This window comes from Amycolatopsis vancoresmycina (genome assembly GCF_000716785.1).
Classification (GTDB): Bacteria; Actinomycetota; Actinomycetes; order Mycobacteriales; family Pseudonocardiaceae; genus Amycolatopsis; species Amycolatopsis vancoresmycina.
Window position 1 is genome coordinate 359,571 of sequence record NZ_JNYY01000008.1, and the last position, 24,079, is coordinate 383,649.

Genomic DNA, 24,079 nt, shown 5'->3' on the forward strand with positions numbered 1-24,079 from the left:
GGTTAGGGCCCGGCGGCGCCCCGCGAAAGTCCGGCAAACGGGGCGTCTTCGTGGTATTGGAACCGATTCAGCCGAGCCGTTCGGCCAGGCCGGCCAGCGCCAGGCGGATCCCGGCCGCGTAGTCGTCGTCGGCGAGGGCGTCCAGGCGCGCGCGGGCCAGTGCCAGCTGTTCGCGCGCCGCGGCCAGGTCGCCGAGCTTGCGGTAGTCCTCGCCGAGGTTGAGGTGCAGCGACGGGTAGAACCCGCGCACCGCCAGGGACGAGTGGTACTCCTGGGCCCGCGAGTCGGTCAGCGAGTCGGCCGCCGCCAGGGCCCGCAGGTCCCACTCGAGTTCCTCGGCCGGGTCGTCGCAGACGTCGGCCATGTGGTGCGCCAGCGCGACGCGGTGCAGCGGATCGCCGTCTTCGCCGATCGACGACCACAGTTCGGCGAAGGTTGCGTACGCGCCGGCGCGGTCGCCGCCGATGTGCTGCCGCAGACCGGCGTCGATCGCCACCATCACGTCGTCGGTCATGCCGCTCCCCCGTCCGCCAGCGCCCGCAGCCGGGCCAGTCCCGGCTCGATCCGCTCGGCCGCGACCGCACCGTAACCGAAGACGAGCCCGTGCCGCCGCTCCCCCACCCCGAAGTCCCCCAGCGAGTACAGCCGGACGCCACGACGGCGTGCCGCCCGGACCAGCGGACCGCAGTCAGCCGCCGCGACCGCGCTGAGGTGCAGGCCGGCCGAGGACGGCAACGGCGTGAGGAAGTCGAACGCGGCCAAAGCCCGGGTCAGCAGTTCGTGCCGCGCGCGGTAGACCTTCCGCATCCGCCGGACGTGCCGGGCGAAGCCGCCTTCGGCCATGAACGCCGCCAGCGCCGCCTGCTCGACGTTCGGCGCGTGCCAGTCGGTGAGGTAACGGGCCTTGACCAACGCGGGCACCAGCGACGGCGGCGCGACGAGGAACCCGAGCCGCAGGGCAGGCGAAAGCACCTTCGAGAACGAACCGACGTACACGACGCGGCCCCGGGAATCCAGGCTGTGCAACGGTTCCAGGGGCCGGCCGGTGTAGCGGAACTCGCTGTCGTAGTCGTCCTCGACGAGCACCGCGTCGGTGCGCTCGGCCCAGTCCAGCAGTTCGAGCCGGCGGTCCAGCGACATCGACAGCCCGAGCGGGTACTGGTGCGACGGCGTCACGTACACCAGCCGCGTCCCCGCCGGGATGGCGTCGACGACGATCCCGGCGGCGTCCACCGGCACCGGGGCGACGCGGATGCCGCGCGCGCCGAGCACCAGCCGCGGCGGCGGGTAGCCGGGGTCTTCGACGGCGGCGAGGTCGCCGGGCCGCAGCAGCACCCGCGCGACGAGATCGGTCGTCTGCTGGGCGCCGGCGGTCACGACGACCTGCGCCGCGCTCGCACGGACGTCCCGCGACACGCCCACGTGCCGGGCGATTTCGGCGCGCAGGCCGGCGTGGCCCTGCGGGTCGCCGTAGGTCATCAGGTCGGCCTGGCCGGCGCGCAGCCGCTGCGTGATCAGCCGCCGCCAGGTGTCGAACGGGAACAGCGAAAGGTCCGGGACGCCCGGCCGGAAGTCGAACTCCGGTGCCGGGGCGAAGGGCGCGGGCGGCGGCGGGACGGCATCCCACTCCGGGAGCGGCTGCACGCCCGGAGCGTCCAGGACCGGCGAAGGACGCTCGACCGGCGAAGCGGTGACGAACGTGCCCGCGCCGACGCGCCCGGCGAGGAACCCCTCGGCGGTGAGCCGGTCGTAGGCCGCGCTGACGGTCGTGCGGGACACCGCCAGCCGCTGCGCGAGCTCGCGGGTCGGCGGCAGTGCCTCGCCGGGCCGGATCCGGCCGGCCAGGATGGCCGCGCGGAGCTGCCGGTAGATCGCGTCGCGGTGGCCGCGCGTCCCGGTCAGGTCGATGTGGATCTCCACCGGCCCGAGTCTAGATTGGCCCACGAAGGTTGCGGCGGATTTGGCACTGTTCGTGGTCCGCTCGGCGGCTTAGCGTGCGAAGCATGGATCTCCGCGAACTCGACCGCCACACCCTGCTCGTCCTCGACAAGCTCGTCGCCGCCGTGACCCCGGCCGACCTCACCCGCCCGACGCCGTGCAGCGGCTGGACCCTGGCCGACCTGCTCCGCCACCAGGTCAGCGAAAACCACGCCTTCGCGACGGCGGCCCGCGAAGGCTCGGCGCCGGACTGGGACGCCGGTGTCCTCGGCGACGACCCCTACGCCGCGTACCGGGCGTCCGTCGACGACTTCCTCGCCGCCTTCGCCGGCGACGCCGTGCTCGAGCGGCAGCTCACCATCAACCACTTCGGCACGTTCCCGGGCTCGATCGCCGCGCACATGCACCTGGTCGACACGGTCGCGCACGGCTGGGACCTGGCCCGCGCGCTCGGCCTGCCCTACGAGCCGGACGCCGAAGCCGTGTACATCGCCACCAAACTGGCCGAGCGGATCCCGGACGAGGGCCGCGAGAAGAACGGCTCGTTCGCCCACAGCGTCGCGGTGCCCGCGGACGCGAGCGCCCTCGACCGGTTCCTCGCCCTGCTCGGCCGCGACCCCGCCTGGACCGCCGTCAGCTGACTTCGGAGACCGGCGCGCTCCACGTGTCGCACGCCTTCGTGGTCTTGCCGTCGTAGCCGGCCTTCGCCCAGGACAGCTGGTGCTCGCGCGAACCGTGGGTGTCGCTGTTGTCGGCCCGCCCGTAGTCGGCTACGGCCGCGTTCGCCAGCGACCGGCTGATCGAGCCCGACCCGGCGACGGCCGCCAGGAACAGCGCGCCGAAGCAGTTGGCCTGCAGCTCGATCCGGCGGACGACCTCCTTGTCGGCCGTGCTGTTCTCGTCCGGCGAGGTCATCTTGTCCGCCGCCGCGGACAGGATGCCGCTCTCGCGCTGCACGTGGTGGCCGTATTCGTGGGCGATGGTCGCGATGTGCCGGGCCTTGTTGAGGCCGGCGTCGGAGAGCATCCAGTCGGTCGGGGCGTAGATCGTCGTGTCGCCACCGCAGTAGTACGCGACGGCCTCGTTCTCCGTCGGCGCCGCGCCGCACGCGCTGTGCTCGGGCAGCGTCACCGACACGGTGGCCGGCAGCGTCGGCTCGTTCACCTTCGCCAGCGCCGGGCGCCACGACTGCTCCAGGCAGTCGACGAGCGTTCGGTAGTACGTCTTGAGCTGCTCGGGCGCCCGGCCGAGCTCGGGCAGGGTGCAGGTGGCGGGCCCGGGGCTGATGCCGGCGCCGAGCAGCGGGTTGCGCGCGGTCTCCGGCACCGGCTTCGGTGTCTTGCCGGTGCCGCTGTAGGCGTGGCCGGTGTCGGCACCCTGCGCGGCGAGGGCCTGCCCGTCGACCCGGCGCGGGATGGTCACGGCGATCAGCGAGAAGGCCAGCACGGCGATCATCACCCCGCCGACCGCACCCCAGAGCCTGCTGCGCGGCGGGGCGATCGGGACGGGTGGCGCGGCGGCCCAGTTGGGCGCCCACGGGCTGGGCTCCGGCACCCACGCGGGTTCCGGCGGCCGGGCCGTCCCCGGCCACGGCGGTTCGGCGTCGTTCACGGTCTCCCCCTGCTGTGTGGGACCAGCATACGGACCACCCGGGAGGCGGGGATCACGAAAGGAAAACGCCACGGGGTGGCCGCCGGGCCCGGTGCCGGGCGAGACTGATCCCCATGAGTGTCGAGGATCCTTACCTGTGGCTGGAAGACGTGACCGGCGAAGACGCGCTGGACTGGGTGCGCGCCCGCAACGACGAGACGCTGGACGAGCTGACGACGGCCGCGCGTTTCGCCGAGCTGCGTGACGAGCTGCGCGAGGTGCTCGACGCCGACGACCGGATCCCGTACGTCCGCCGCCGCGGGGCGTTCTACTACAACTTCTGGCAGGACGCGAGCCACCCGCGGGGCCTGTGGCGGCGGACGACGCCGGAGTCCTACCGGCAGGCCGAGCCCGAGTGGGAGCTGCTGCTCGACGTCGACGCGCTGGCCGAGGCCGAGGGCGAGAACTGGGTCTGGCAGGGCGCCACCGTGCTGCGCCCGGACTACCGGCGCGGCCTGGTCGAGCTGTCCCGCGGCGGCGCGGACGCCACGGTCGTGCGCGAGTTCGACCTCGACGCGCACGAGTTCGTCGCCGACGGCTTCACCGTGCCGGAGGCGAAGACGCGGATCGGCTGGATCGACGAAGACCGCGTCTACATCGGAACGGACTTCGGCCCCGGCTCGCTGACCAGCTCGGGGTACCCGCGGCTGGCCAAGGAGTGGCGCCGCGGCACGCCGCTCGCCGAGGCGGTCACGGTGTTCGAGGGCAAGCCCGACGACGTCTCGATCGGCGCGTCCCACGACCCGACCGAAGGCTTCGAGCGCGACTTCGTCAGCCGCGCGATCGACTTCTACCGTTCGGAACTGCACCTGAAGACGGCGGACGGGCTGGTCAAGATCGACGTCCCGGACGACGCGAGCGCGTCGGTGCACCGCGAATGGCTGCTGGTGCGGCCGCGGACCGCGTGGAGCACCGGCGGCACCGAGCACCCGGCCGGCTCGCTGATCGCCATCGGCTTCGACGCCTTCCTGGCCGGCGACCGCGACTTCACGACGCTGTTCACGCCCGACGAGCACACGTCACTCGGCTACTGGGCCTGGACGCGCCACCACCTGCTGCTCGGCACGCTGCGGGACGTCCGCACCGAGCTGCGCACGCTGACCCCGGGCCCGGACGGCTGGCAGGAGGCGCCGCTGGCCGGCGGGCCGGAGTTCGGCAGCGCGGACATCTTCGACACCGACCCCGACGTCAGCGACGAGTACCTGATCGACTCCAGCGGCTTCCTCCAGCCCTCGACGCTGAGCTACGGCCAGGTCGGCGAAGAGGTCGAGATCCTGAAGCAGGCTCCGGCGTTCTTCGACGCTTCGGGCATGAGCGTCGCGCAGTACTTCGCGACGTCGGAGGACGGCACGAAGATCCCGTACTTCGTCGTCCGGCCGTCCGGCGCCGAAGGCGGCCCGACGCTGCTGACCGGCTACGGCGGCTTCGAGATCTCGCTGACGCCGTCCTACAGCGGGATGATCGGCCGCGGGTGGCTGGCCCGCGGCGGCACGTACGTCGTCGCGAACATCCGCGGTGGCGGCGAGTACGGGCCTGGCTGGCACACGCAGGCGATCAAGGCCGAGCGCCACCGCGTGTACGAGGACTTCGCCGCGGTGGCGTCGGACCTGGTTTCGCGGGGCATCACCACGCCGGCGAAGCTGGGCATCCAGGGCGGCAGCAACGGCGGGCTGCTGATGGGCGTCATGCTGACGCGCTACCCGGAGCGGTTCGGCGCGATCGTCAGCCAGGTGCCCCTGCTGGACATGCGCCGCTACCACCTGCTGCTGGCCGGGGCGTCCTGGATGGCCGAGTACGGCGACCCCGACGACGCCGCGGAATGGGCGTACATCTCGCAGTACTCGCCGTACCAGAACGTCCACAGTGGACGCGACTATCCGCCGTCGCTGTTCGTGACGTCGACGCGCGACGACCGCGTGCACCCCGCCCACGCCCGCAAGATGGTGGCGCGGATGAGCGAGCAGGGGCACGACGTCCGCTACCACGAGAACATCGAAGGCGGCCACGGTGCCGCCGCGGACAACGAGCAGCTGGCGTTCAAGTGGGCGCTGGTGTTCGAGTTCCTGTGGGAGCAGCTCACGAAGTGACCCGCGCGAGCACGACGCCGCCGACGATCAGGGCCAGCGCGGCCACCCGGCCGAGGCTCAGCGGGTCCTTGTTGACGACGACGCCGAGCACGATCGCGCCGACGGCACCGATCCCGGTGAACACCGCGTAGGCGGTGCCCACCGGGACGGTGTCCATCGCGCGCGACAGCAGGTACACCGCGGCGGCGCCGAGCGCGAAGCACAGCAGCGTCGGCCAGGGCCGCGTGAAGTTCTCCGTCGGTTTGATGCTCTGCGACCAGGCGATCTCGACGAACCCGGCGAGGACGAGCGTCACCCAGCCCATCAGAACGCCGCCCGGGCCGCTTCGAGCGACGTTTTCCGCTCGCCGTCGCGAGCGGCGAGGTGCGGGTCGACCAGGGCGTTGGTCAGCTCGGCGTGCACGAACCGGACGTCGTCGACGTCGTAGTGCCCGGCGATGAAGTCCCGCAGGTAGCGCTCGTGGTGGTCGAAGGGCGCTCGCGGTGTTCCGGCCGCGTACGTCCCGCCTCTGGCGCCGGCGATGACGAACTTCTTGCCGCGCAGGGACATCTTCGGAAACGTCACCTGGTCGATCCACGCCTTCAGGGCGGCCGGGATCGAGAAGTTGTACATCGGCGCGCCGATCAGGACGACGTCGGCTTCGAGCAGCTCGGCCAGGAGCGGCTCGACGACCGCCCAGGCCTTCTGCTGCTCCGGCGTCTCGACGACGTCGGCGTAGTGCGCGGGATCGGTGATCTTCGCGGCGAGCAGGGCGTCGCAGATCTCGGTCCACGCTTCCCCGATCACCGGAACCGGATCGGCGGCCAGGTCGCGGTAGGTGCGGGTGCCCGTCCAGCCGGCGGCGTACCGGGCGGAAAGCTCACGGGAGAACGACGAGCGGCGGGCGCTGGAGTCGAGGTGCAGCAGGTGGGGCACGATTCCTCCTCAAGTGGACGCGGTGTCCACTTGGGCTAACTGGACGTCTCGTCCGGATATTCCCTAGGCTGGCGCCCATGCCCGAACGCGCCGACGCGGCCCGCAACCGCGCGAAGATCCTCGCGGCGGCCGAGGAGCTCTTCACCACCCGCGGCGCGGCCGAGGTGACGATGGAGGACATCGCCCGGGCGGCCGGCGTCGGCCGCGGAACGCTGTACCGCCGCTACCCGGACCGCGCGACGATCGCCGTGGCGCTGCTGGACGAGCACGAACGCCAGCTCCAGGAGGCGCTGCTGCGCGGCGACCCACCGCTGGGCCCGGGTGCGCCGCCGTCCGAACGGTTGGCGGCGTTCTACGAGGCGATGGTGGTGCTGCTGGAGCGGCACGCGCCCCTGGTGCTGGGCGCCGAGGTGGGCCATTCCCGGTTCACGACGGGCGCGTACGGGTTCTGGCGCACGCACGTCCGGGTGCTGGCGGAGGCGGCGGGCGCACCGGACCCCGACGTCCTGGCGGACGTGTTGCTGGCCCCGCTGGCGCCGGAGCTGTTCCTGCACCAGACGTCGCGGGGAGTGCCAGTGGAGCGGATCACCGCGACGCTGAGGCAGCTGGCCTTTCGATCACTTCCCTGACGAGCGCTCTCATTGGAGAATCCAATGCCCCACACTGACGGATCGCGCAGGAACGTCCGTTCGGACCAAGTCACGAGGCTGCTCCTCGATTGCATCGAGGAGCACGTGGCCGACCCGGACGTCCGCGCCGGGGTCGCCGACCTGCGGGAGCACCTGACCAGGTCCCGGAATCGCGGCGGGAAGCGGATGCTGGAGCTGGCCGGGTTCGCCCACCGCGAGGCACTGGCAGCCGGTGACACGGCAACGGCCGATCGACTGGACGATCTGATCGGGCACGCGACCGGCCGGCTTCTCACCAACGACGTGACCCGCAAGTACCAGCTCTACGATGCGCGGGAGACCAATCTCCACGCGGTGGACCTCATGGCGTCCAACGCGCATGCGCTGGGCGCCTACCAAGCCAAGAAGTACCTGGCCGACCACCCGGAGGCCACGGCCGCCGAGCTCGTGGACCACCTCGAGGGACTCAGTGAGCTGTCGACCAAGGTGGTCGAAGACCGCGAACGTGGCCACTACCGGATCCTCCGCCTCGACACCGAGAGACAGGTATGGCTGGCCGAAGTCCTGACCCGAAGGGTGCATCCGGACCTCGACAACGAAGTCGGAGTCTTCGACCTGTCGGAGGTCGAATTGACCAGCCTGGTCGAGGCAGCTCAGTTGCAGCTCCGCCGGGAGCGGCTGTCCGTGATCCGGGACGTCGTCGAAAATCCGAACAGCACCGAAGCCCACCTTCAGCAAGCGCTTCGCGGCTCCTACTGGCTCTTCGGGGGAAGCTACGTCGGGGAAGCGTACCGGCGCCGGTTCACCACCGGAACCGAGGTCGACATTCCGCTGTTGCGTCCCGACGGCTCCCTCCACGTCGTAGAGCTCAAACGGGCGAATGTGCCGCTAGTCCGGACCTACCGCAGCTTCGGCCTGATCGTCGACCGACGAGTCCACGAAGCAATGAGCCAAGTCTCGAATTACCTCACTGCTTTCGACGAAGATCGCCATGCGATACGCCACGAGCACGGCGTCGAGTCCCGGCGGGCGACCGGCACCGTCGTGATCGGGCATCCCGCATTCCAATCGCAGTTCGACGAGCAGAAAATCACGGAGACGCTTCGCACATACAACGCTGAGCATGCTCGGATCACCGTGATCACCTACAAGGAACTACTGGACAATGCCGAACGCTCACTCGCCATCGAGAGCGAGAAGGGCTAGAAGAGCCCGCGCGGCCGGGCGCGCTTCGGGAGATACCGCGGCTTCGGCCTCGCCTCTTCCCCGCGGATCCGCGCGAGGGCGGCCTCGAACTCGGTGAGCACCTCGGCGACGAAGACGACCCGCCCGACGCCGAGCCTGTGCAGTGCCGGCCCGTGGTCCGCGGCGACCGTGACCGCGACCCCGAGCAGGAGGATCCGCCACGCGCCTAACACCGCCGCCCGGGCGGGCTTGCGGAGGGCGCGGAAGCCGATCTCGAGCCGGTGGCAGTGGAACGGCACGTGCCGCTCCTCGTCGGCGAGGATGCGGGCCGCGACCTGGCACACCAAGGGATCGGTCGTGCCGTCGCGCAGGGCGCGGTAGTACCGCAGGGCGACGACTTCGGCGATGAGCAGCACCATGAGCTCCAGCCGCAGCCCGAGCGCCCGCCGCAGCTTGACGAACACGGTGTCCGACCAGTGCCCCGGGATGGTGGACACGTTCGCGGCGGCCAGCAGTCCGGCGAGCATCCGGGCGTGGTTCTGCTCCTCGGCGACGAAGAGCTTCACGGCGGCGAGGTAGGTGTCGTCCCCGGCGGCTTTCGCGATGAGGTTGGCGCCGTCCCCGGCTTCGCCGACCTGGAACCGTTGGATGCTCTTGGCGACGTCGGGATGCAGGCGCGCGCCCCGTTCCCACGGCGGGTCTTCGCGCTGCCGGCGGCGTTCGGCCTCGGTTTCGAAATCCTGGAGCCAGTGTGCGTACGTCATCGGTTCGATGATGCCGCGTGTTTGTGGACCGGATGGGCAGGGTTTCGTGGAGATTCGGTGATGATTCGTACGTCAACCGATCACCGAGGTGCAGCCCAGTGCTTACTGGTGACCTCGCAGCGATTAGTCGCATGCCGAATCTGCTCAGTCATGCGGTGCTGCGATAGTCAGCGCGGTGCGGTCATGCGCCAGATAGGCACCCAGGGTATGGAAGTCCAGCATACCGATGGCACATTGCTCGTGCCGGTCGACCGGAAACCGGTCGCCGAGCCGTTTCGGCACCGCTACCAAGTCACCGGGGTCGGCCAAATCGACCCACTTCCCCACACCCACCGGCCGGGTACCTCGACCCTCGGCCGGCTCCGGCTCCAACGCGTCGAAGATCGCAAACGGCAGGCCGAGTGGTGATCCGACGGTGACGAACAGATCGACCTTCAGCTGAGGGTATGCGTGCAACGCCTCGTAGGCGACCACTGAACCAAGTGAGTGGGCGACGAGAACTCTGGGGTGGTGCTGCTCGATGGCCGCCGCGACGATCTCGCGGGCGGCACGCCGGCGTCCGGGTTTGGTGAGGTAAGAGTTGGCGTCGCGTGCCAACGCGACCGCGATCCGCGCCAACACGTCGAAGGAGCGCCCCCGCCTGCGTGCCAGCCAGTCAAAAGCTTGACGAAGGGGAGCGGTGAGCCATCCCTGCGCCTCTTCGGGTTCAGGCGCCCCGGCGGCCAGCAGCCAAGCCCGGACCACGGCCCGTTCCCCCGGTGTCAGACTGCCGAGTTCGCTCCCGTGAACCGCCTGCACATCGACGTCAGCCAGCAAATGAGCGTAGTAGGCGACGGCGAGGCGCGGCGCGCCGACGTCGAGTCCGGCAGCCCGGTAGCCGGCGTCGAGACGTGGTTGCCAGTCCTCGGCCAGCTCTGCCGCGGCTCGGTCCGGCTCTACGGAACGACGGAGGTTGCCGATTCCGTGTACCGCCAGCACAGGGGTCATCGGGTGACTCGCGGCCGCTGCTGCGTCACCACGACGAACGCGGGGACACTCCGGTCTTGCACTTGGTCGCCATCGAATGAAATCACCAACGATGTCGCTTCGAGTTCGATGACGTCCCGCCCTTGACTGTCGAGGACCGTCGCGATGCAGCGGAGCATCACATCGGGCTCCACGTCGACCGGAGCTGCCAGACTACCTTCCGGGTCCCGAACGGCTTTACCAGATTCCCAACTGTCGAGTGCGTAGAGATCCCATCGGTCGACCGCCTCGCGTTCGACACTGAACTCAGCTGGAACCCAGACCGCGATATGAGTGCCAGCCGGAAAGGGAACGGCAACCCGGCCGCCGAGCCCGCCTCGATCGCCCAATGCCCACTCCAGCATGGCGATCTCACCGTCATAGCAGATCGCCACTCCGCGCTCGTTCATCGCAATCGCAGCGCGGTACACCTGGTGCACCGGGAGGCGCAAAGGGCCACCCAGATACTCGCCAGTCGTAGCTTCCCGAACCATAACCGCCCCATTCCGCTCCACGCTGACAAGCAATTCACCACGACCTTCCAGTGCACCACCAGCCCAGGCGACACAGGTATCCACGTTCGGCGGCGGCGTTCGAGACCTGGTCGTGGATTCTTCCAATGCGCCAATGCCATCGACAAATATTTCCTCGCCAGTGTCCATCTCCCACGCCCTCACCCGACGTTCTCGCAAGACGGATTGAAACCTTCGCTCCACATCGTTCCAGCAAGGAAGCTCTTGAGCTGCACAGTCGGCGACGACCAAACCGCCAGGTCGCCGGTTCAAAATAGAAATCGACACATCCTCGTTGTGACCGAGGCCGACAATGGCCCGATACGAGACATCCCACACTCGGATTTGGTTGTCAGCAAGCACCCCGACCACAATAGGGATACCACGCGCACGCCCTAAGGCCACTGCCACCACTTCTTCGGTACGCAGGCCGACCGTATGAACGGTCGATATGTGGCCATTTTCCCTGGGCCAGCGAGAAAGCCGAATTACCGCCGACACCCCTTCGTATGAGTGCAGACAGCACAGAAAGTCATCGCCCTCACTTCGCCACAATTCTATACGGCTGTCCCGAAGTCCGACAACCTCGACTGGCTGCCCCTCGAATTCACTAAGAGCCAAGGCAGCTACTCCGGCCTCCGGCTCATAGTCGTCGGCACACCTTGTTCTGACCATCAACTCATCACCACGGGCAACGACCTGGACCGCAAGGATATCGGCCGGCAAACCGGACTGGAGAGCGCGAACTTCCCCATCGTCCAGGTAGATGAACATCAAATCACCCGCGCTGGTGATCACACAGGCGACGGGCGCCCCCGAGTCCTCGTCGATGAAAGCGCCTAGTGCCACCAAGCCGAGATCAGGATCCTCGTATTCGGCGAACAGAAATCCGTCGTTGAGGCTCGAAACTCGTATCCGGCTCGCGCTGCCGACAACCGCGATCGAAAGGTCGCCGCGGTCGAGGGTCTCGATCGCCAGGATCGGCTCATCGTGACAGTCGAGGGAGAACAGCGCCGATCCGTCAAGGGCATCGTGCACGTCCACCGTTCCCCCGCGACCACCGACCACCACTACCGGACCGGTACCACCGCGTCCGACGGCGAGAGCGGTCACAGCTTCGGCCGTGGCAGGTTCGAAGACCAGAAGCAGGTTTTGTGCCGCCGCCCCGGTCACCCATCGAGGCTCGAGCGGAGGCGGTTCCGATTCGGTGACCACATCCCGAAGCCAGCTTACGAGATCCCGGTGATCTTGCCGAGCCGCCGAGAAGGCAAGCAACTGCTTACGTCGGGCAGGATTGGCTTCGCGGATGCCCAGCCACTCGCCGGCGTAGACGGATCCGTGCCGCTGAGCCATGACCGACGTCGCTCGATCCAGATTCCTTACCACGCCGGCAGGATCTGCGTGGACCAAGAAAGCCGGATCAGTCAGCAGGCGATTCACGATGGTAGCGCTGCCGGACGCGGCATGGTCGAGGACATGACGGAGGACGTAAGGAAACGCGGAATGCCAGGCAGGCACCGGATTTCCGGGTATGACCGTCGACAGCAGCCGGTCCGTCATGACTGCTTCGCCTGCCTCGTCGTGGAAGTGATCGATCAGACTCTGGTGGAAGAGCCGATAGAGGAGGCGGCCGTCAACGTCGGTATCGGTACGCAGGTAAAACACCGCCTCCGTGACCGCCTGACGAACATCATCGATCGTTGCCTCTTCAGCGCCGTCCGGAAGGCAGTGGTGGATCAATTCGAGCGGAATGCCCTGCCCCTTCGCGTTGGCTACGACGGTCAACACCGGCCGTAGCCACGGCACCGGAGAAGACTCCATATGCAGGCGGAACATGCCCGGCAGATCTGCGGGCAGGACCGCGATCGCCTGGTCGATCGACAGACCGGGGTGGCGGTCCAGATAGCGGGCGAACAGGGATGCGAGCAAGAAACGGCCCGCCGACCGCGCGAGTCGTCGGCCGACGGCCATGACGACGGCCCGGTCGTACCCTGGCCCGGCCGCCAGGATGTCTTCAAGATACGTGGCAAGGTCGGTCGCGAGCTCTTCGGCCGGCGTCGAGGAATCGAGATCTATCACCACACCACGGGAAGCCGCGTACCGCAACCCTTCCAGCTGGTCCCACCAAGGCCGGACGCCGACCATGATGCGGCAAAGGGGCCGATCGGAGGCCCTTTTTCGAAGTAGCGGAGCGATGAAGTCATCGACCAGCGTCCGACTGTCCAGCGACTCGTCGACGGCATCGATCACCAGCACCGGAGGCTGCGGGAGGGTTGCGAGCTGATTGGCGAAGAAGTCCACGATCCGTTCGGCGTCGGCCGGCGGTGCGGCGAGACCGAGCTGAGCCGCGAACGACGTGACCACGTCCGACACGTCGCGGGCCCGCGCATGGACCGCAGCGAAAGGCGAAGGCCACTCGATGTGCCGCACCGACGCCGACAAACGAGCTCGGATCGGGGGGCTGAGCCGGCGCAACTGTGGGTGACACAAACAGGTGACAACCCCGAGCAAAGCCGATTTTCCCGCCCCCGGGCTGCCGGTAATCATCAGCAAAGAGCCGTCGCCGGCCAGCCATTCACCGACGGTCCGGAGTTCCCCAACCCGTCCCGTGAAAAAACATGCACCAAAAGCCGTTGACCAGGACGCTGTACCGATTGCCCTGGTCACGAAGTGCTCCGGATCGAGACCGGCGATCACGACATCGGTGAGCTCCCGCAGTGCGGTATCGATGGTCTGGCGCAGCTGCTGGTACGGATCCTCCGTGTGACCGGGGTTGACGAAGAACGGCTGTTCACGTCCTGAGGCGACGAAAGACGGAGTGCGGAACACAGTCTGCGGAAGTTCAGCCGGTCTGGACCGGCGGGCGAGTTCCCGGTCGACCTCGCTTGCGATGGTCTCCAATGGCGCGTATCGCAGTGACGGAGCGATATGGAGCCGACCTTCGCGAAGCCGATCCAGTACGGTCGCGAGTGCCGCCGTGAACCGGGCCCCGAACGCCTTTTCATCCGGAGCACAGGAAGCGATCAACCATGCCTTTCGATCCGTGTCACCGACTCGCTGGGAGATCTGGTGCCATACCGCCGAGCCGGCGTGGCACACATCGAACAAGAACAAGGTGGGCACCGCGCTGTCGGTGTGTTCGATGGTGTCCAGCCACTGGCTGACGTTGATCGAGGTGTCCGGTAGCCGTGCCGGATCGGTGTCACTTACCGGCAGGTAGAGCGTCTGGCCGTGAGCGACGCCGTGGCCGGTGAAACAGACGACCAATGGACCATTGTTCCGCTGACGCACCTCCTGCCACCACGTCTGCACAGTCCGATGGTCCGGATCCACGAGCGGTGCGCCGTCGATCAGTTCTACGTTTTCCAGCCGGGAGAACGCGCGAGCCAGCCCCCGCACCGCGGGCAGGACAGCCGGCAGTGACGTGTACCCACCGGGCACAGCCGGATTCCACTCGCCGGCTGGGACGTCCGCCTCAAAGGTGGCGGCCCCGACAACCAAGACCCGGATCATTGCCTGGATGATACGCACTCGGGCAGGAGCGCACTCGAAAACATACGCAGCCGCACGGGCAGGCCTGACCGCTCTCGGATTCCGAAACGACGCGGGCGCATTCCACCCGGATTATCGCCAAGACGGGCCTGCAGAGGTTACCCACGGGCCGGTTCGGGTTCGTCGCCGGGCCGCCGCCCGGTTCCGGAACGGCAGCGGCTCCTCGGCTGAGCCGGTCGGGTTTCCGACCGGCTCAGCCGAAGGAAATTCAGCTACAGCCCGAAGTCGCGCCGCAGCCTTCGCAGGCGTAGCACGAGCCTGCCGGGCGCATCTTCGTGCCGCACGTCATGCACAGTGGGGCGTCCGCCGCCTTGCCGAGGCGGAGCTCCATCAGCTCCGTCGTCGTCTGGGCTTCGCGGTGCGGGTGCTCTTCCACGTGTGGCTCCGGCGAGGCATCCACTGTGGACTGGAGGGCCTCGAGGTCGACCTTCGGGGCGCCGTAGCTCGCCTCCACCTCGGCCGAGCGCTCGTCCGCCGAGAGGATGCCCAGCTGGGAGCGCTTCTCGTACGGCAGGTAGTCCAGGGCCAGGCGGCGGAACAGGTAGTCCATCACGCTCGTCGCGATCCGGATGTCCGGGTCGTCGGTCATGCCCGCCGGCTCGAAGCGCAGGTTGCTGAACTTCGAAACGTAGAACTCGAGCGGGATGCCGTGCTGGAGGCCGACCGAAATCGACATCGAGAACGCGTCCATCACACCCGCCAGGGTCGAGCCCTGCTTGCCGAGCTTGACGAAGATCTCGCCGAGGCCGTCGTCCGGGTACGAACCGGCCGTCAGGTAGCCCTCCGCGCCGCCGACGGTGAACGACACCGTCTGGCTCGGGCGCTTCTTCGGCAGGCGCTTGCGCACCGGGCGGTACTCGACCACCTTCTCCGGCTCCGCCGCGGCCTTCTCCTTCTTCGCCGTCGACAGCGGCTGGCCGACCTTGCAGTTGTCGCGGTAGATGGCGAGCGCCTTCAGGCCGAGCTTCCAGCCCTGGAAGTAGATCTCCTCGACCTCTTCGACCGTCGCCGACTCCGGCATGTTGACCGTCTTGGAAATGGCGCCGGACAGGAACGGCTGCACCGCGGCCATCATCCGGACGTGCCCCATCGGCGCGATCGAGCGCTCGCCGACCGCGCAGTCGAACACCTCGTAGTGCTCCGGCCGCAGCCCCGGCGCGTCGACGACGTGGCCGTGCTGCGCCACGTACTCGACGATCGCCTCGACCTGCTCGTCCAGGTAGCCCAGCGCGGTCAGCGCGCGCGGCACCGTCTGGTTGACGATCTGCATCGACCCGCCGCCGACCAGCTTCTTGAACTTGACCAGCGAGAAGTCCGGCTCGATGCCGGTCGTGTCGCAGTCCATCATGAAGCCGATGGTGCCGGTGGGCGCGAGCACGGACGCCTGCGCGTTGCGCCAGCCGTGCTTCGTGCCGAGGTCGATGCCCTTCTTCCACTCCTCGGTCGCCAGCGCGCGCACGGCGGCGTCGTTCGAGTGGTAGGTGCGGACGAGCTCGTTCGCCGCCGCGTGCTTGCGCATCACGCGCTGGTGCGCCTCGGCGTTGCGGGCGTAACCCTCGTACGCGCCGACGGCCCGGGCCAGCTCGGCCGAACGCCGGTAGGAGACGCCCGTCATCAGCGAGGTGATCGCCGCCGCGAGCGCGCGGCCGCCGTCGGAGTCGTACGCGTGGCCCAGCGCCATCAGCAGGGCGCCGAGATTGGCGTACCCGATGCCGAGCTGGCGGAACTTCCGCGTGGTGTCGGCGATCGGCTCGGTCGGGAAGTCCGCGAAGCAGATCGAGACGTCCATCGCCGTGATGACGAACTCGACGGCGCGGGCGAACAGCGGCGCGTCGAACGTGCCCTCAGGGGTGACGAACTTGAGCAGGTTCAGCGACGCCAGGTTGCAGCTGGAGTTGTCGAGGTGCATGTACTCGCTGCACGGGTTCGACGCGGTGATCCGGCCCGACTCGGGGCAGGTGTGCCAGTCGTTGATCGTGCCGTCGTACTGGATGCCGGGGTCGGCGCACTCCCACGCGGCCTGGGCGACGCTGCGGAACAGCTTCTTCGCATCGGTGCGGTCGATGACCTCGCCGGTGAGCCGGGCGCGCAGGCCGAAGTCGGTGCCGTTCTCGACCGCCTGCATGAACTCGTCCGAGACGCGGACCGAGTTGTTCGCGTTCTGGTACTGCACCGAGGAGATGTCCGCGCCGGAGAGGTCCATGTCGAACCCGGCGTCGCGGAGGACCTTGATCTTCTCCTCTTCGCGCGCCTTCGTCTGGACGAACTCCTCGATGTCCGGGTGGTCGATGTCGAGCACGACCATCTTCGCCGCGCGCCGGGTGGCGCCGCCGGACTTGATGGTGCCCGCGGACGCGTCGGCGCCGCGCATGAACGAGACCGGGCCGGACGCGGTGCCGCCGGAGGTCAGCAGTTCCTTCGAGGAGCGGATGCGGGAGAGGTTGAGACCGGCGCCGGAGCCGCCCTTGAAGATCAGGCCCTCTTCGCGGTACCAGTTGAGGATCGACTCCATCGTGTCGTCGACCGCGAGGATGAAACACGCGCTGACCTGCTGCTTCGACGGCGTGCCGACGTTGAACCAGACCGGGGAGTTGAAGCTGAAGACCTGGTGCAGCAGCATCCAGGTGAGCTCGTGCTCGAAGATTTCGAGGTCCTGCGGGGTGGCGAAGTAGCCGTGGTCGCCCGCGGCCTTGACGTAGGTCCGCACGACCCGGTCGATGAGCTGCTTGAGGCTGCGCTCGCGCTGCGGGCTGCCGACGGCGCCGCGGAAGTACTTGCTGGTGACGATGTTGGTGGCGTTGACCGACCAGAAGTCGGGGAACTCCACGCCGCGCTGCTCGAAGTTGATCGAGCCGTCGCGCCAGTTCGTCATGACGACGTCCCGCTGCTCCCAGGTGACCTGGTCGTACGGGTGCTGCCCCTCGGTCGTGAAGACGCGCTGCACGCTCAGCCCGGCCTTGCTCTTCTTGCCGGCGGCCGCGCGGGCCCCCGTTCCCACGGTTTCCGTCATCGGTTGAACCCTCTCCCGCAGCGGGACGGCTCAGTCGCCGTCTTCGCGCTGATCGCTGTCCTTCTCGGCAGCAGCACCCGCCATGGCCTCACGGAGGTCGGCGATCTCCTTCTCGAAGTCCTCGACCGACGAGAACGAGCGGTAGACACTGGCGAACCGGAGGTAGGCGACCCCGTCGAGTTCACGCAGCGGGCCCAGGATGGCCAGGCCGACCTCGTGACTCGGGATCTCCGCCAGCCCGGCGGAGCGGATCGACTCCTCCACGCGCTGCGCGAGCTGCTGCAGCGCGTCGTCGTCGACCGGCCTGCCCTGGCAGGCGCGGCGGACGCCGCTCACCACCTTGTCCCGGCTGAACTGTTCGGTGACCCCGGACCGCTTGACGACGGCGAGCACCATCGTCTCCGAAGTCGTGAACCGCCGTCCGCACGACGCGCACGAGCGCCGCCTGCGGATCGCCTGGCCTTCATCCACCTCTCGGGAGTCGACGACCCGAGAGTCCGCATGCCGGCAGAACGGGCACCTCATCCGCCGATCACCTTCCCCTCCGCGCCGGCCGCCCCGGTCGACGTCCCGCAACCACCACGCACCCCTGCACCTGGTGATCGTTTTGTGGACATCCGGTGGGTAAACGCCGACCAGCTGTGGACAACTGCTGCCCAGTCTACCCCAACCTGTGGACCAACTACAGCGGTGTAACTACTACATATAGCGGGCGAGCGTAGAACTCGGCGGAGGAGTGCGCAAGCTGCGGCGGCGTGTCGGCCACGCCCGGGTGAGAAGTGCACGAGCCTGGCCGCGACGACCTGGCGTTCACCGGTCCGGCCCAACGCGAGGTTCACCGAAGCGGGTGATCTTCACCCGGCGCTCCACGGGGTCAGGGCGCCGGGACGGTACCGGCGACCGGCACCGTCAGCGGCAGGCCGGGCACCAGCACGGCGCCGTCCAGGCGGTTGAGGTCCTCGATCCGGGCGACGACGGCGGCCGGGTCGCTGTCCGGCGCGAACCGGGCGGCCAGCGACGACAGCGTGTCGCCCTGGCCGACCGACACCGTCGCCGTCCGCTCCGGCACCGGCGCGGCGGACGGCCCGCCGAGGAGCCCCAGCCCGATCACCACCAGGCAGCTCGCCACCGCGAGCACCGCCAGCCACGGCCAGCGCACCGGGATCCGCCGGGGCGCCGCGCACGGCGAGCCCGCCGGGCGGCGGCCCGCGACGACCCGGGCGCGCGTCGGCGGGCGCCGGACCTCGCCGCGAAGCCCGCGCAGCACGCGCACGGGACGAAGCGGCGCCGGGACCGGGGTCGCCGGGCGGGCGTGCCCGCGTTCGGCCAGAATGGACATCCGAACCTCCTCGAAACCCTGGTGTCCGCCCGATTCCCGGACCGGGAGCGGCCCGTGGATCAAGGTCGAACAGGCGTTCTATCGAACGCCCGTGCGAAGGTCTACCACCTGCCACCGACAAAATCGAGCGGACACGGCGTGTCGATCGAACAGATGTTTGAAATCGTCGTGCCCGGGGGCTAACGTCGGTGACCAGGGCATCTGCCGGGCAGATGCCGCCGGCGAGCGTGCCCGCACCCCGCGGGCGGCGGCCGGCGCGCAGATACGTGCAGCGAACGTCTGGGAGGCGACGCAGTGGCGAAGGAGAACAAGGCGGGCAGGACCAGCGGGTCCCCCGGCGACTCGGGCAAGGTGCACGCCATGCCCGAGGTGTACGACGTGGACGAGACCCTCACCGTCCGCCAGCAGCAGGTGCTCGACGTGATCCGCACGTGGGTGAGCCGCTACGGCTACCCGCCGAGCGTCCGCGAAATCGGTGAGGCGGTCGGGCTGACGTCGACGTCGTCGGTCTCGCACCAGCTGCGCGCTCTCCAGCGCAAGGGCTACCTGCGGCGCGACGCGAACCGGCCGCGCGCGGTCGGCGTGCTGTCGGCGACCGACGACAACCCCATGGGCATCGAGATGGACCAGCCGCCGTCGATGCCGAAGGCGGCGTACGTGCCGCTGGTCGGCCGGATCGCCGCCGGTGGCCCGGTGCTGGCCGAGCAGGCCATCGAGGACGTCTTCCCGCTGCCGCGGGAGATCGTCGGCGAGGGCGAGCTGTTCCTGCTGAAGGTCACGGGTGACTCGATGGTCGACGCGGCCATCACCGACGGCGACTGGGTGGTGGTTCGGCAGCAGCCGGACGCGGACAACGGCGAGATCGTCGCGGCGATGATCGACGGCGAAGCGACGGTCAAGACGTTCAAGCGCAAGGGCGGCCACATCTGGCTGATGCCGCACAACGAGGCGTACGAGCCGATCCCCGGCGACGACGCCACGGTGCTCGGCAAGGTCGTGGCGGTGCTGCGGCGGCTTTAGCCGAGGTGCTTCCGGGCTTTCGCACGGCCCGGGAGGTTCACCGGATCGGATGATCTTCGGCCGTGGGGAGCCGGAGGTCAGCGGCGGGTGCGGCGGCGCAGCTTGCTGAAGCCGAACCAGCCGAGACCGACCACCGCGAGCGTGATCCCGGCCGCGGGCAGGACGGGGAGCCCGGCCCCGTCCCCCGCCGAGCCGGACGAAGCGTTCGTGCCGGTCGAAGCCGTCCCCTCCGCCGGTGCGCCGGACTGCGCGGCCAACGCCGCCGCGCCCCGCACCGTGCGGAGGGGCTGGCCCACTCCTTCGCTCCCCGACAGCAACGTCCCGTCGGGGTCGAACGCGATCGCCTCGCCCTGCTTCTCCCCCGGCAACGGGATCCGGACCGGCTGGCGCTGCAACGCCGCCAATACATCGCCGTCCGGGGCCGCGTACACATACGCGTCCGTGTACGTCCGCAGCGCCACCACCGTGCCGTCGGCCGACGATGCGCCGCCCGTTACCAGGACCGAGCCGATCGAGCCCACCGGGCCGCCCTGGGTGTCCGTTTCCGGGATCTTGACCGTGCCCACCTTCTCCAGGCTGGTCGGTCCCGGGCTCGCCAGGGGGCCCGACGGCCGGTACACCCGGGCCTCGCCCAGGATGTCCTTGGTGATCAGGTACGGCGTGCCCGCCTTGTCCATGATCAGTGCTTCGGTGTCGTGCTGGCCGTCCGGGTACGTCAGCCGGTGGAGCGTGACCTTGCCCTGCGGGTTCAGCTCCAGCAGTGCGACCGTCAGCCGGCCCTTCTTGTTGTCGCCCGTGTCCGACAGCCACAGCGTTCCGTCCGGCGTGCGGGCCAGGTCCTCGACGTCGAACGGGTCCGTCTTCTCCGTGAGGACCTTCTGCACCTTGCAGTCGCGGCCCAGCACGAACACCTCGACCTTGCTGCCGCCGTCATTGATCGCGTACAGCTGCGAGCCGTCCGAGACCAGGCCCGACAGCTCGCCGATGCGGCTGTCCTTCACCGTGCACAGCGTCTCCGGCGAAGGCACCGACGGGGCCGAGGCCGCGAAAGCCGGCCCGCCGGACACGGCCAGCGAAACTGCCGCAAGAGCGACGACCCAGCGCACGCAGCCACCTCCGTAGTGTGCGACCTCTGCAGCCGCACACTACGGAGACGTCTCAGGCCCCGGTCGAGTTGGTCTCGTACTCGCGCAAAGCCGCCGCGAGGTCCGGGCGGACCCGCACCAGCAGGCGCGTGCCTTCCTCGGCGTGCTCCTCCTCGAGGACCTCGCCGTCCGCGTGCGCCCGCGCGACCAGCTCGCCGCGCGAGTACGGCACCAGCACGTCGACCGTGACCTCCGGGCGCGGCAGGCGCTCGGCGATCACCTCGACGAGCTCCGCGATGCCCGCCCCGGTCCGGGCCGAGACCTGGACCGAACCGGCCAGCGCGTGCCGCAGGCGGGCCAGGCTGACCTCGTCGGACGCGTCGGTCTTGTTGATCACCAGCAGCTCCGGCGGGAGCGGCTCCTTGCGCTTGCGCGTGATCTCGCCGAGCACCTCGCGCACCGCGCTGACCTGCTCCTCCGGTGCCGGGTCGGACCCGTCCACCACGTGCAGCAGCAGGTCCGCGTCGGCGGCCTCCTCCAGCGTCGAGCGGAAGGCGTCCACCAGCTGGTGCGGCAGGTGCCGCACGAACCCGACGGTGTCGGTCAGCGTGAAGCCGCGGCCGTCCGGCGTCTGCGCGCGCCGGGTGGTCGGGTCGAGGGTGGCGAACAGCGCGTCCTCCACCAGCACCCCGGCCCCGGTCAGCGCGTTGAGCAGGCTCGACTTGCCGGCGTTGGTGTAGCCGACGATCGCCACGCTGGGCACCTCGTTGGCCAGCCGCCGCCCGCGCTTGGTCTCGCGGATGGTGTCCATGGCCGCGATCTCCCGGCGCAGCTTCGCCACGCGCTTGTTGATCCGCCGCCGGTCGGTCTCGAGCTTGGTCTCACCGGGACCGCGCAGGCCCACGCCGCCGTTCGCGCCGCCGGCGCGGCCACCGGCCTGCCGGGACAGCGACGCACCCCACCCGCGCAGGCGCGGGATCAGGTACTGCAGCTGGGCCAGCTCGACCTGCGCCTTGCCCTCTTTCGACCGGGCGTGCTGGGCGAAGATGTCGAGGATCAGCGCGGTCCGGTCGATGACCTTGACCTTGACCTTCTCCTCGAGCTGCCGCAGCTGGCCGGGCGAGAGCTCGCCGTCGCAGATCACGGTGTCGGCGCCGGTGGAGCCGACGATGTCCCGCAGCTCCCGCACCTTGCCCGAGCCGATGTAGGTGGCCGGGTCCGGCTTGGTCCGCCGCTGGATGAGGCCTTCGAGGACCTCCGAGCCCGCCGTCTCGGCCAGGCGCGCCAGCTCGGCCAGCGACGCCTCGGACTGCAGGGCCGTGCCCTCGGTCCACACGCCGACCAGCACGACGCGTTCCAGCCGCAGTTGCCGGTACTCGACCTCGGTGACGTCGTCCAGCTCCGTGGACAGTCCCCGGACCCGGCGCAGCGACGCCCGGTCTTCGAGCTCCATTTCGCCTGTCGACGGGTCGCCGTCGTACAGGTCGTCGTCGTGGTCTTCGGTGTGTGTCAGTTCTGTCATCGTGCCTCCATGGTCCCACGATTCGCCGCGGGAACCGAACTATTACGTGCTGGGATAGGTGGCGAGGTAGATCGCGGTGCGCTCCGCGCCGGGACGGCGGGGACGCGCGCGGAACTCCTCGAGCAGGGCGTTGAGCCGCGTTTCCAGCTCCGCCCGCTCCTCGGGGGCCACCTGGACGACGAGGCGTGTCTGGTGCACGCCGTCGAAACCGGTCTCGGCGATCTCGGCGAGGTACGCCTCGAGCATCGCCTGGTCCAAGTCCTGGTCACCGCATGAGTCGAGTGTCCACGAAAGCCCGGTCGAAAGATACGGGATTTCGCGTGCGCCCCTGGCCCCGCGGCGCGGCGGCTGGGCGGCGAGGAAACCGGTTTCGACCAGCTTGCGCACGTGGTGCAGGGTCGTCGCCGGGTCGCGGCCGAGCCGCTGCGCGAGTTCCTTGTTCGTCAGCGCCTCCGAGAAGGTCAACCGGATGATGCGCAGCCGTATTCCGGAGGCCAGCGCGGCGGCCTCGGCTTCGGTCGCGGCGCGTCGTTGCTCAGAAGACACGCGCACAGCCTAGAGCGAACAGTGATTGACACTTTCCAATCACTCAGGCCACACTCGGGACCCATGCACCGGGGGTCACTCTTCCGCCACGCGGACTTCAGACGGTTGTGGGCCGGCGACACGGCCAGCCAGTTCGGCACGTTCGTCGGCAACACCGCCGTGCCGCTGCTCGCGGCGGTGACACTGGCCGCGACGCCGGTCCAGATGGGCCTGCTCACCGCGGCCGAGACGGCCGCGTTCCTGCTGATCGGGCTGCCCGCCGGGGTCTGGGTCGACCGGCTCAGCCGCCGCCGGGTCATGCTCACCGCCGACTTCACCCGCTTCGCGCTGCTGCTGACCGTCCCGCTCGCCTGGTGGACCGGTGTGCTGACGTTCGTGCAGCTGCTGGTGGTCGTGCTGCTCGTGGGCATGGCGACGGTGTTCTTCGACATCGCCTACCAGTCGTACCTGCCGTCGCTCGTCGGCCGGGAACACCTCCTGGAGGGCAACACGAAGCTGCAGGCCGTCCAGTCGACCGCGCAGATCGCCGGGCCGAGCGCCGCCGGTGTGCTGGTCCAGCTGGTGACGGCGGCCAACACCGTGCTCGTCACCAGCCTCGGCTTCCTCACCTCGGCGCTGTGCCTGCTGCGCATCCGGACGCGGGAACCCGAACCGGAGCGCGGCGACCAGCCCCGGCTGCTGCTGCAGATCGCCGAAGGACTGCGCTTCGTCTTCGCCGATGGCCCCTTGCGTGCCATCGTGGGAACGACGGCGACGGCGAACTTCTTCAACGCGGCGCTGATGGCCGTGGAGGTGCTGTTCCTGACGCGGGTCGCCGGTCTCCCGCCGGCCGCGGTCGGGGTGCTGCTGGCCGCCGGGGGCGCCGGCGGGATCCTCGGCGCGCTCTGCTCCGGTGCGCTGACCCGGCGGCTCGGCCAGGCGCGGGCGATCTGGCTGGTGCCGCTGTTCACCCTGCCCGGGCACCTGCTGCTCCCGCTCACCGCCCTCGACTGGCGGTTCGGCCTCGCCCTGCTGGGCGAAGCGGCCGCCGGCTTCGGGATCATCGTCTACAACGTCGCGCAGGTGTCCTACCGGCAGGCGATCTGCCCCGACCGGCTGCTCGGCCGGATGAACGCGAGCGTGCGGTGCGTCGTCTGGGGCACGATGCCGCTCGGCGGCCTGCTGGGCGGCGGCCTCGGCGAGTGGCTCGGCCTCACCGGCGCGATCTGGGTCGCGGTCGCCGGCGAAAGTGCCGCGGTGGTGTGGGTGCTGTGGTCGCCGTTGCGGCGCATGCGCGACTTGCCGACCGAGGCGAAAAGCGGTTCCGCGGCCGCCTAGAGT

The 24,079-nt window shown here is 69.4% G+C and carries 20 protein-coding genes; 6 read left to right on the forward strand and 14 right to left on the reverse strand.

Annotation, left to right across the window (positions count from 1 at the left end; genetic code table 11):
• Positions 1–67 precede the first annotated feature (67 nt).
• Together OO60_RS21490 and pdxR are read right to left on the reverse strand one after the other, a co-directional pair.
• Positions 68–514: a hypothetical protein gene (locus OO60_RS21490; RefSeq protein WP_004560955.1), complete on the reverse strand. Its 447-nt coding sequence runs from the start codon at positions 512–514 to the stop codon at positions 68–70.
• Positions 511–1,920, reverse strand: coding sequence for a MocR-like pyridoxine biosynthesis transcription factor PdxR (gene pdxR / locus OO60_RS21495; RefSeq protein ID WP_004560956.1), 1,410 nt, complete (start codon positions 1,918–1,920; stop codon positions 511–513). The genes OO60_RS21490 and pdxR overlap by 4 nt, the downstream gene beginning before the upstream one ends.
• 83 nt (positions 1,921–2,003) lie before the next feature.
• On the opposite strand from pdxR, the gene OO60_RS21500 reads away from it, so the two are divergent.
• A complete protein-coding gene (locus OO60_RS21500; protein ID WP_004560957.1) occupies positions 2,004–2,579 on the forward strand; it encodes a TIGR03086 family metal-binding protein in 576 nt (191 codons plus the stop codon).
• Here OO60_RS21500 and OO60_RS21505 read toward each other — a convergent pair.
• The gene (locus tag OO60_RS21505; RefSeq protein ID WP_004560958.1) at positions 2,572–3,549 is read right to left on the reverse strand and encodes a neutral zinc metallopeptidase; all 978 of its coding nucleotides are present in this window, start codon (positions 3,547–3,549) and stop codon (positions 2,572–2,574) included. The genes OO60_RS21500 and OO60_RS21505 overlap by 8 nt on opposite strands.
• A gap of 113 nt (positions 3,550–3,662) precedes the next feature.
• Between OO60_RS21505 and OO60_RS21510 the strand changes: the two genes are divergently transcribed.
• Positions 3,663–5,675, forward strand: coding sequence for a prolyl oligopeptidase family serine peptidase (locus OO60_RS21510; RefSeq protein ID WP_004560959.1), 2,013 nt, complete (start codon positions 3,663–3,665; stop codon positions 5,673–5,675).
• On the opposite strand, the gene OO60_RS21515 is transcribed toward OO60_RS21510, so the two are convergent.
• Together OO60_RS21515 and OO60_RS21520 are read right to left on the reverse strand one after the other, a co-directional pair.
• Positions 5,665–5,979 (reverse strand): DMT family transporter, encoded by a 315-nt coding sequence (locus OO60_RS21515; RefSeq protein ID WP_004560960.1) that lies wholly within the window; start codon positions 5,977–5,979, stop codon positions 5,665–5,667. The genes OO60_RS21510 and OO60_RS21515 overlap by 11 nt on opposite strands.
• A complete protein-coding gene (locus OO60_RS21520) occupies positions 5,979–6,590 on the reverse strand; it encodes an FMN-dependent NADH-azoreductase (protein ID WP_004560961.1) in 612 nt (203 codons plus the stop codon). The genes OO60_RS21515 and OO60_RS21520 overlap by 1 nt, the downstream gene beginning before the upstream one ends.
• Positions 6,591–6,667: 77 nt before the next feature.
• On the opposite strand from OO60_RS21520, the gene OO60_RS21525 reads away from it, so the two are divergent.
• The gene (locus tag OO60_RS21525; RefSeq protein WP_004560962.1) at positions 6,668–7,219 is read left to right on the forward strand and encodes a TetR/AcrR family transcriptional regulator; all 552 of its coding nucleotides are present in this window, start codon (positions 6,668–6,670) and stop codon (positions 7,217–7,219) included.
• Positions 7,220–7,324: 105 nt separating this feature from the next.
• The gene (locus tag OO60_RS21530) at positions 7,325–8,425 is read left to right on the forward strand and encodes a Shedu anti-phage system protein SduA domain-containing protein (RefSeq protein ID WP_156081313.1); all 1,101 of its coding nucleotides are present in this window, start codon (positions 7,325–7,327) and stop codon (positions 8,423–8,425) included.
• Here OO60_RS21530 and OO60_RS21535 read toward each other — a convergent pair.
• The 6 genes from OO60_RS21535 to OO60_RS21560 form a co-directional block, all read right to left on the reverse strand.
• Positions 8,422–9,168, reverse strand: a complete 747-nt coding sequence (locus OO60_RS21535) for a ferritin-like domain-containing protein (RefSeq protein WP_004560964.1) — start codon at positions 9,166–9,168, stop codon at positions 8,422–8,424. The genes OO60_RS21530 and OO60_RS21535 overlap by 4 nt on opposite strands.
• A gap of 144 nt (positions 9,169–9,312) precedes the next feature.
• Entirely contained in the window at positions 9,313–10,155 is an 843-nt protein-coding gene (locus tag OO60_RS21540; RefSeq protein ID WP_033261939.1) for a hypothetical protein, read from the reverse strand.
• Positions 10,152–14,198 (reverse strand): ATP-binding protein, encoded by a 4,047-nt coding sequence (locus OO60_RS21545; protein WP_033261940.1) that lies wholly within the window; start codon positions 14,196–14,198, stop codon positions 10,152–10,154. Before OO60_RS21545 ends, OO60_RS21540 begins: the two co-directional genes overlap by 4 nt.
• A gap of 247 nt (positions 14,199–14,445) precedes the next feature.
• A complete protein-coding gene (locus OO60_RS21550) occupies positions 14,446–17,247 on the reverse strand; it encodes a vitamin B12-dependent ribonucleotide reductase (protein ID WP_004560967.1) in 2,802 nt (933 codons plus the stop codon).
• 30 nt (positions 17,248–17,277) lie between these two features.
• Positions 17,278–17,772 (reverse strand): transcriptional regulator NrdR, encoded by a 495-nt coding sequence (gene nrdR, locus OO60_RS21555; RefSeq protein WP_033261941.1) that lies wholly within the window; start codon positions 17,770–17,772, stop codon positions 17,278–17,280.
• A gap of 349 nt (positions 17,773–18,121) precedes the next feature.
• Positions 18,122–18,586 carry a LysM peptidoglycan-binding domain-containing protein gene (locus tag OO60_RS21560; RefSeq protein ID WP_033261942.1) on the reverse strand — a complete coding sequence of 155 codons (465 nt, stop codon included), beginning with the start codon at positions 18,584–18,586 and terminating at the stop codon, positions 18,122–18,124.
• A gap of 360 nt (positions 18,587–18,946) precedes the next feature.
• Here OO60_RS21560 and lexA point away from each other — a divergent pair, with 360 nt between their 5' ends.
• The gene (gene lexA, locus OO60_RS21565) at positions 18,947–19,606 is read left to right on the forward strand and encodes a transcriptional repressor LexA (RefSeq protein ID WP_051767737.1); all 660 of its coding nucleotides are present in this window, start codon (positions 18,947–18,949) and stop codon (positions 19,604–19,606) included.
• A 77-nt stretch (positions 19,607–19,683) separates the two neighbouring features.
• On the opposite strand, the gene OO60_RS21570 is transcribed toward lexA, so the two are convergent.
• The 3 genes from OO60_RS21570 to OO60_RS21580 are packed head-to-tail and all read right to left on the reverse strand — an operon-like array spanning position 19,684 to position 22,759.
• Positions 19,684–20,712: an SdiA-regulated/phytase-like domain-containing protein gene (locus OO60_RS21570; RefSeq protein ID WP_033261944.1), complete on the reverse strand. Its 1,029-nt coding sequence runs from the start codon at positions 20,710–20,712 to the stop codon at positions 19,684–19,686.
• A 52-nt stretch (positions 20,713–20,764) separates the two neighbouring features.
• Positions 20,765–22,213 carry a GTPase HflX gene (gene hflX / locus OO60_RS21575; protein ID WP_033261945.1) on the reverse strand — a complete coding sequence of 483 codons (1,449 nt, stop codon included), beginning with the start codon at positions 22,211–22,213 and terminating at the stop codon, positions 20,765–20,767.
• A 42-nt stretch (positions 22,214–22,255) separates the two neighbouring features.
• Positions 22,256–22,759, reverse strand: a complete 504-nt coding sequence (locus OO60_RS21580) for an ArsR/SmtB family transcription factor (RefSeq protein ID WP_033262026.1) — start codon at positions 22,757–22,759, stop codon at positions 22,256–22,258.
• Positions 22,760–22,822: 63 nt separating this feature from the next.
• Between OO60_RS21580 and OO60_RS21585 the strand changes: the two genes are divergently transcribed.
• Positions 22,823–24,076 (forward strand): MFS transporter, encoded by a 1,254-nt coding sequence (locus OO60_RS21585; RefSeq protein ID WP_033261946.1) that lies wholly within the window; start codon positions 22,823–22,825, stop codon positions 24,074–24,076.
• Positions 24,077–24,079: the final 3 nt, after the last annotated feature.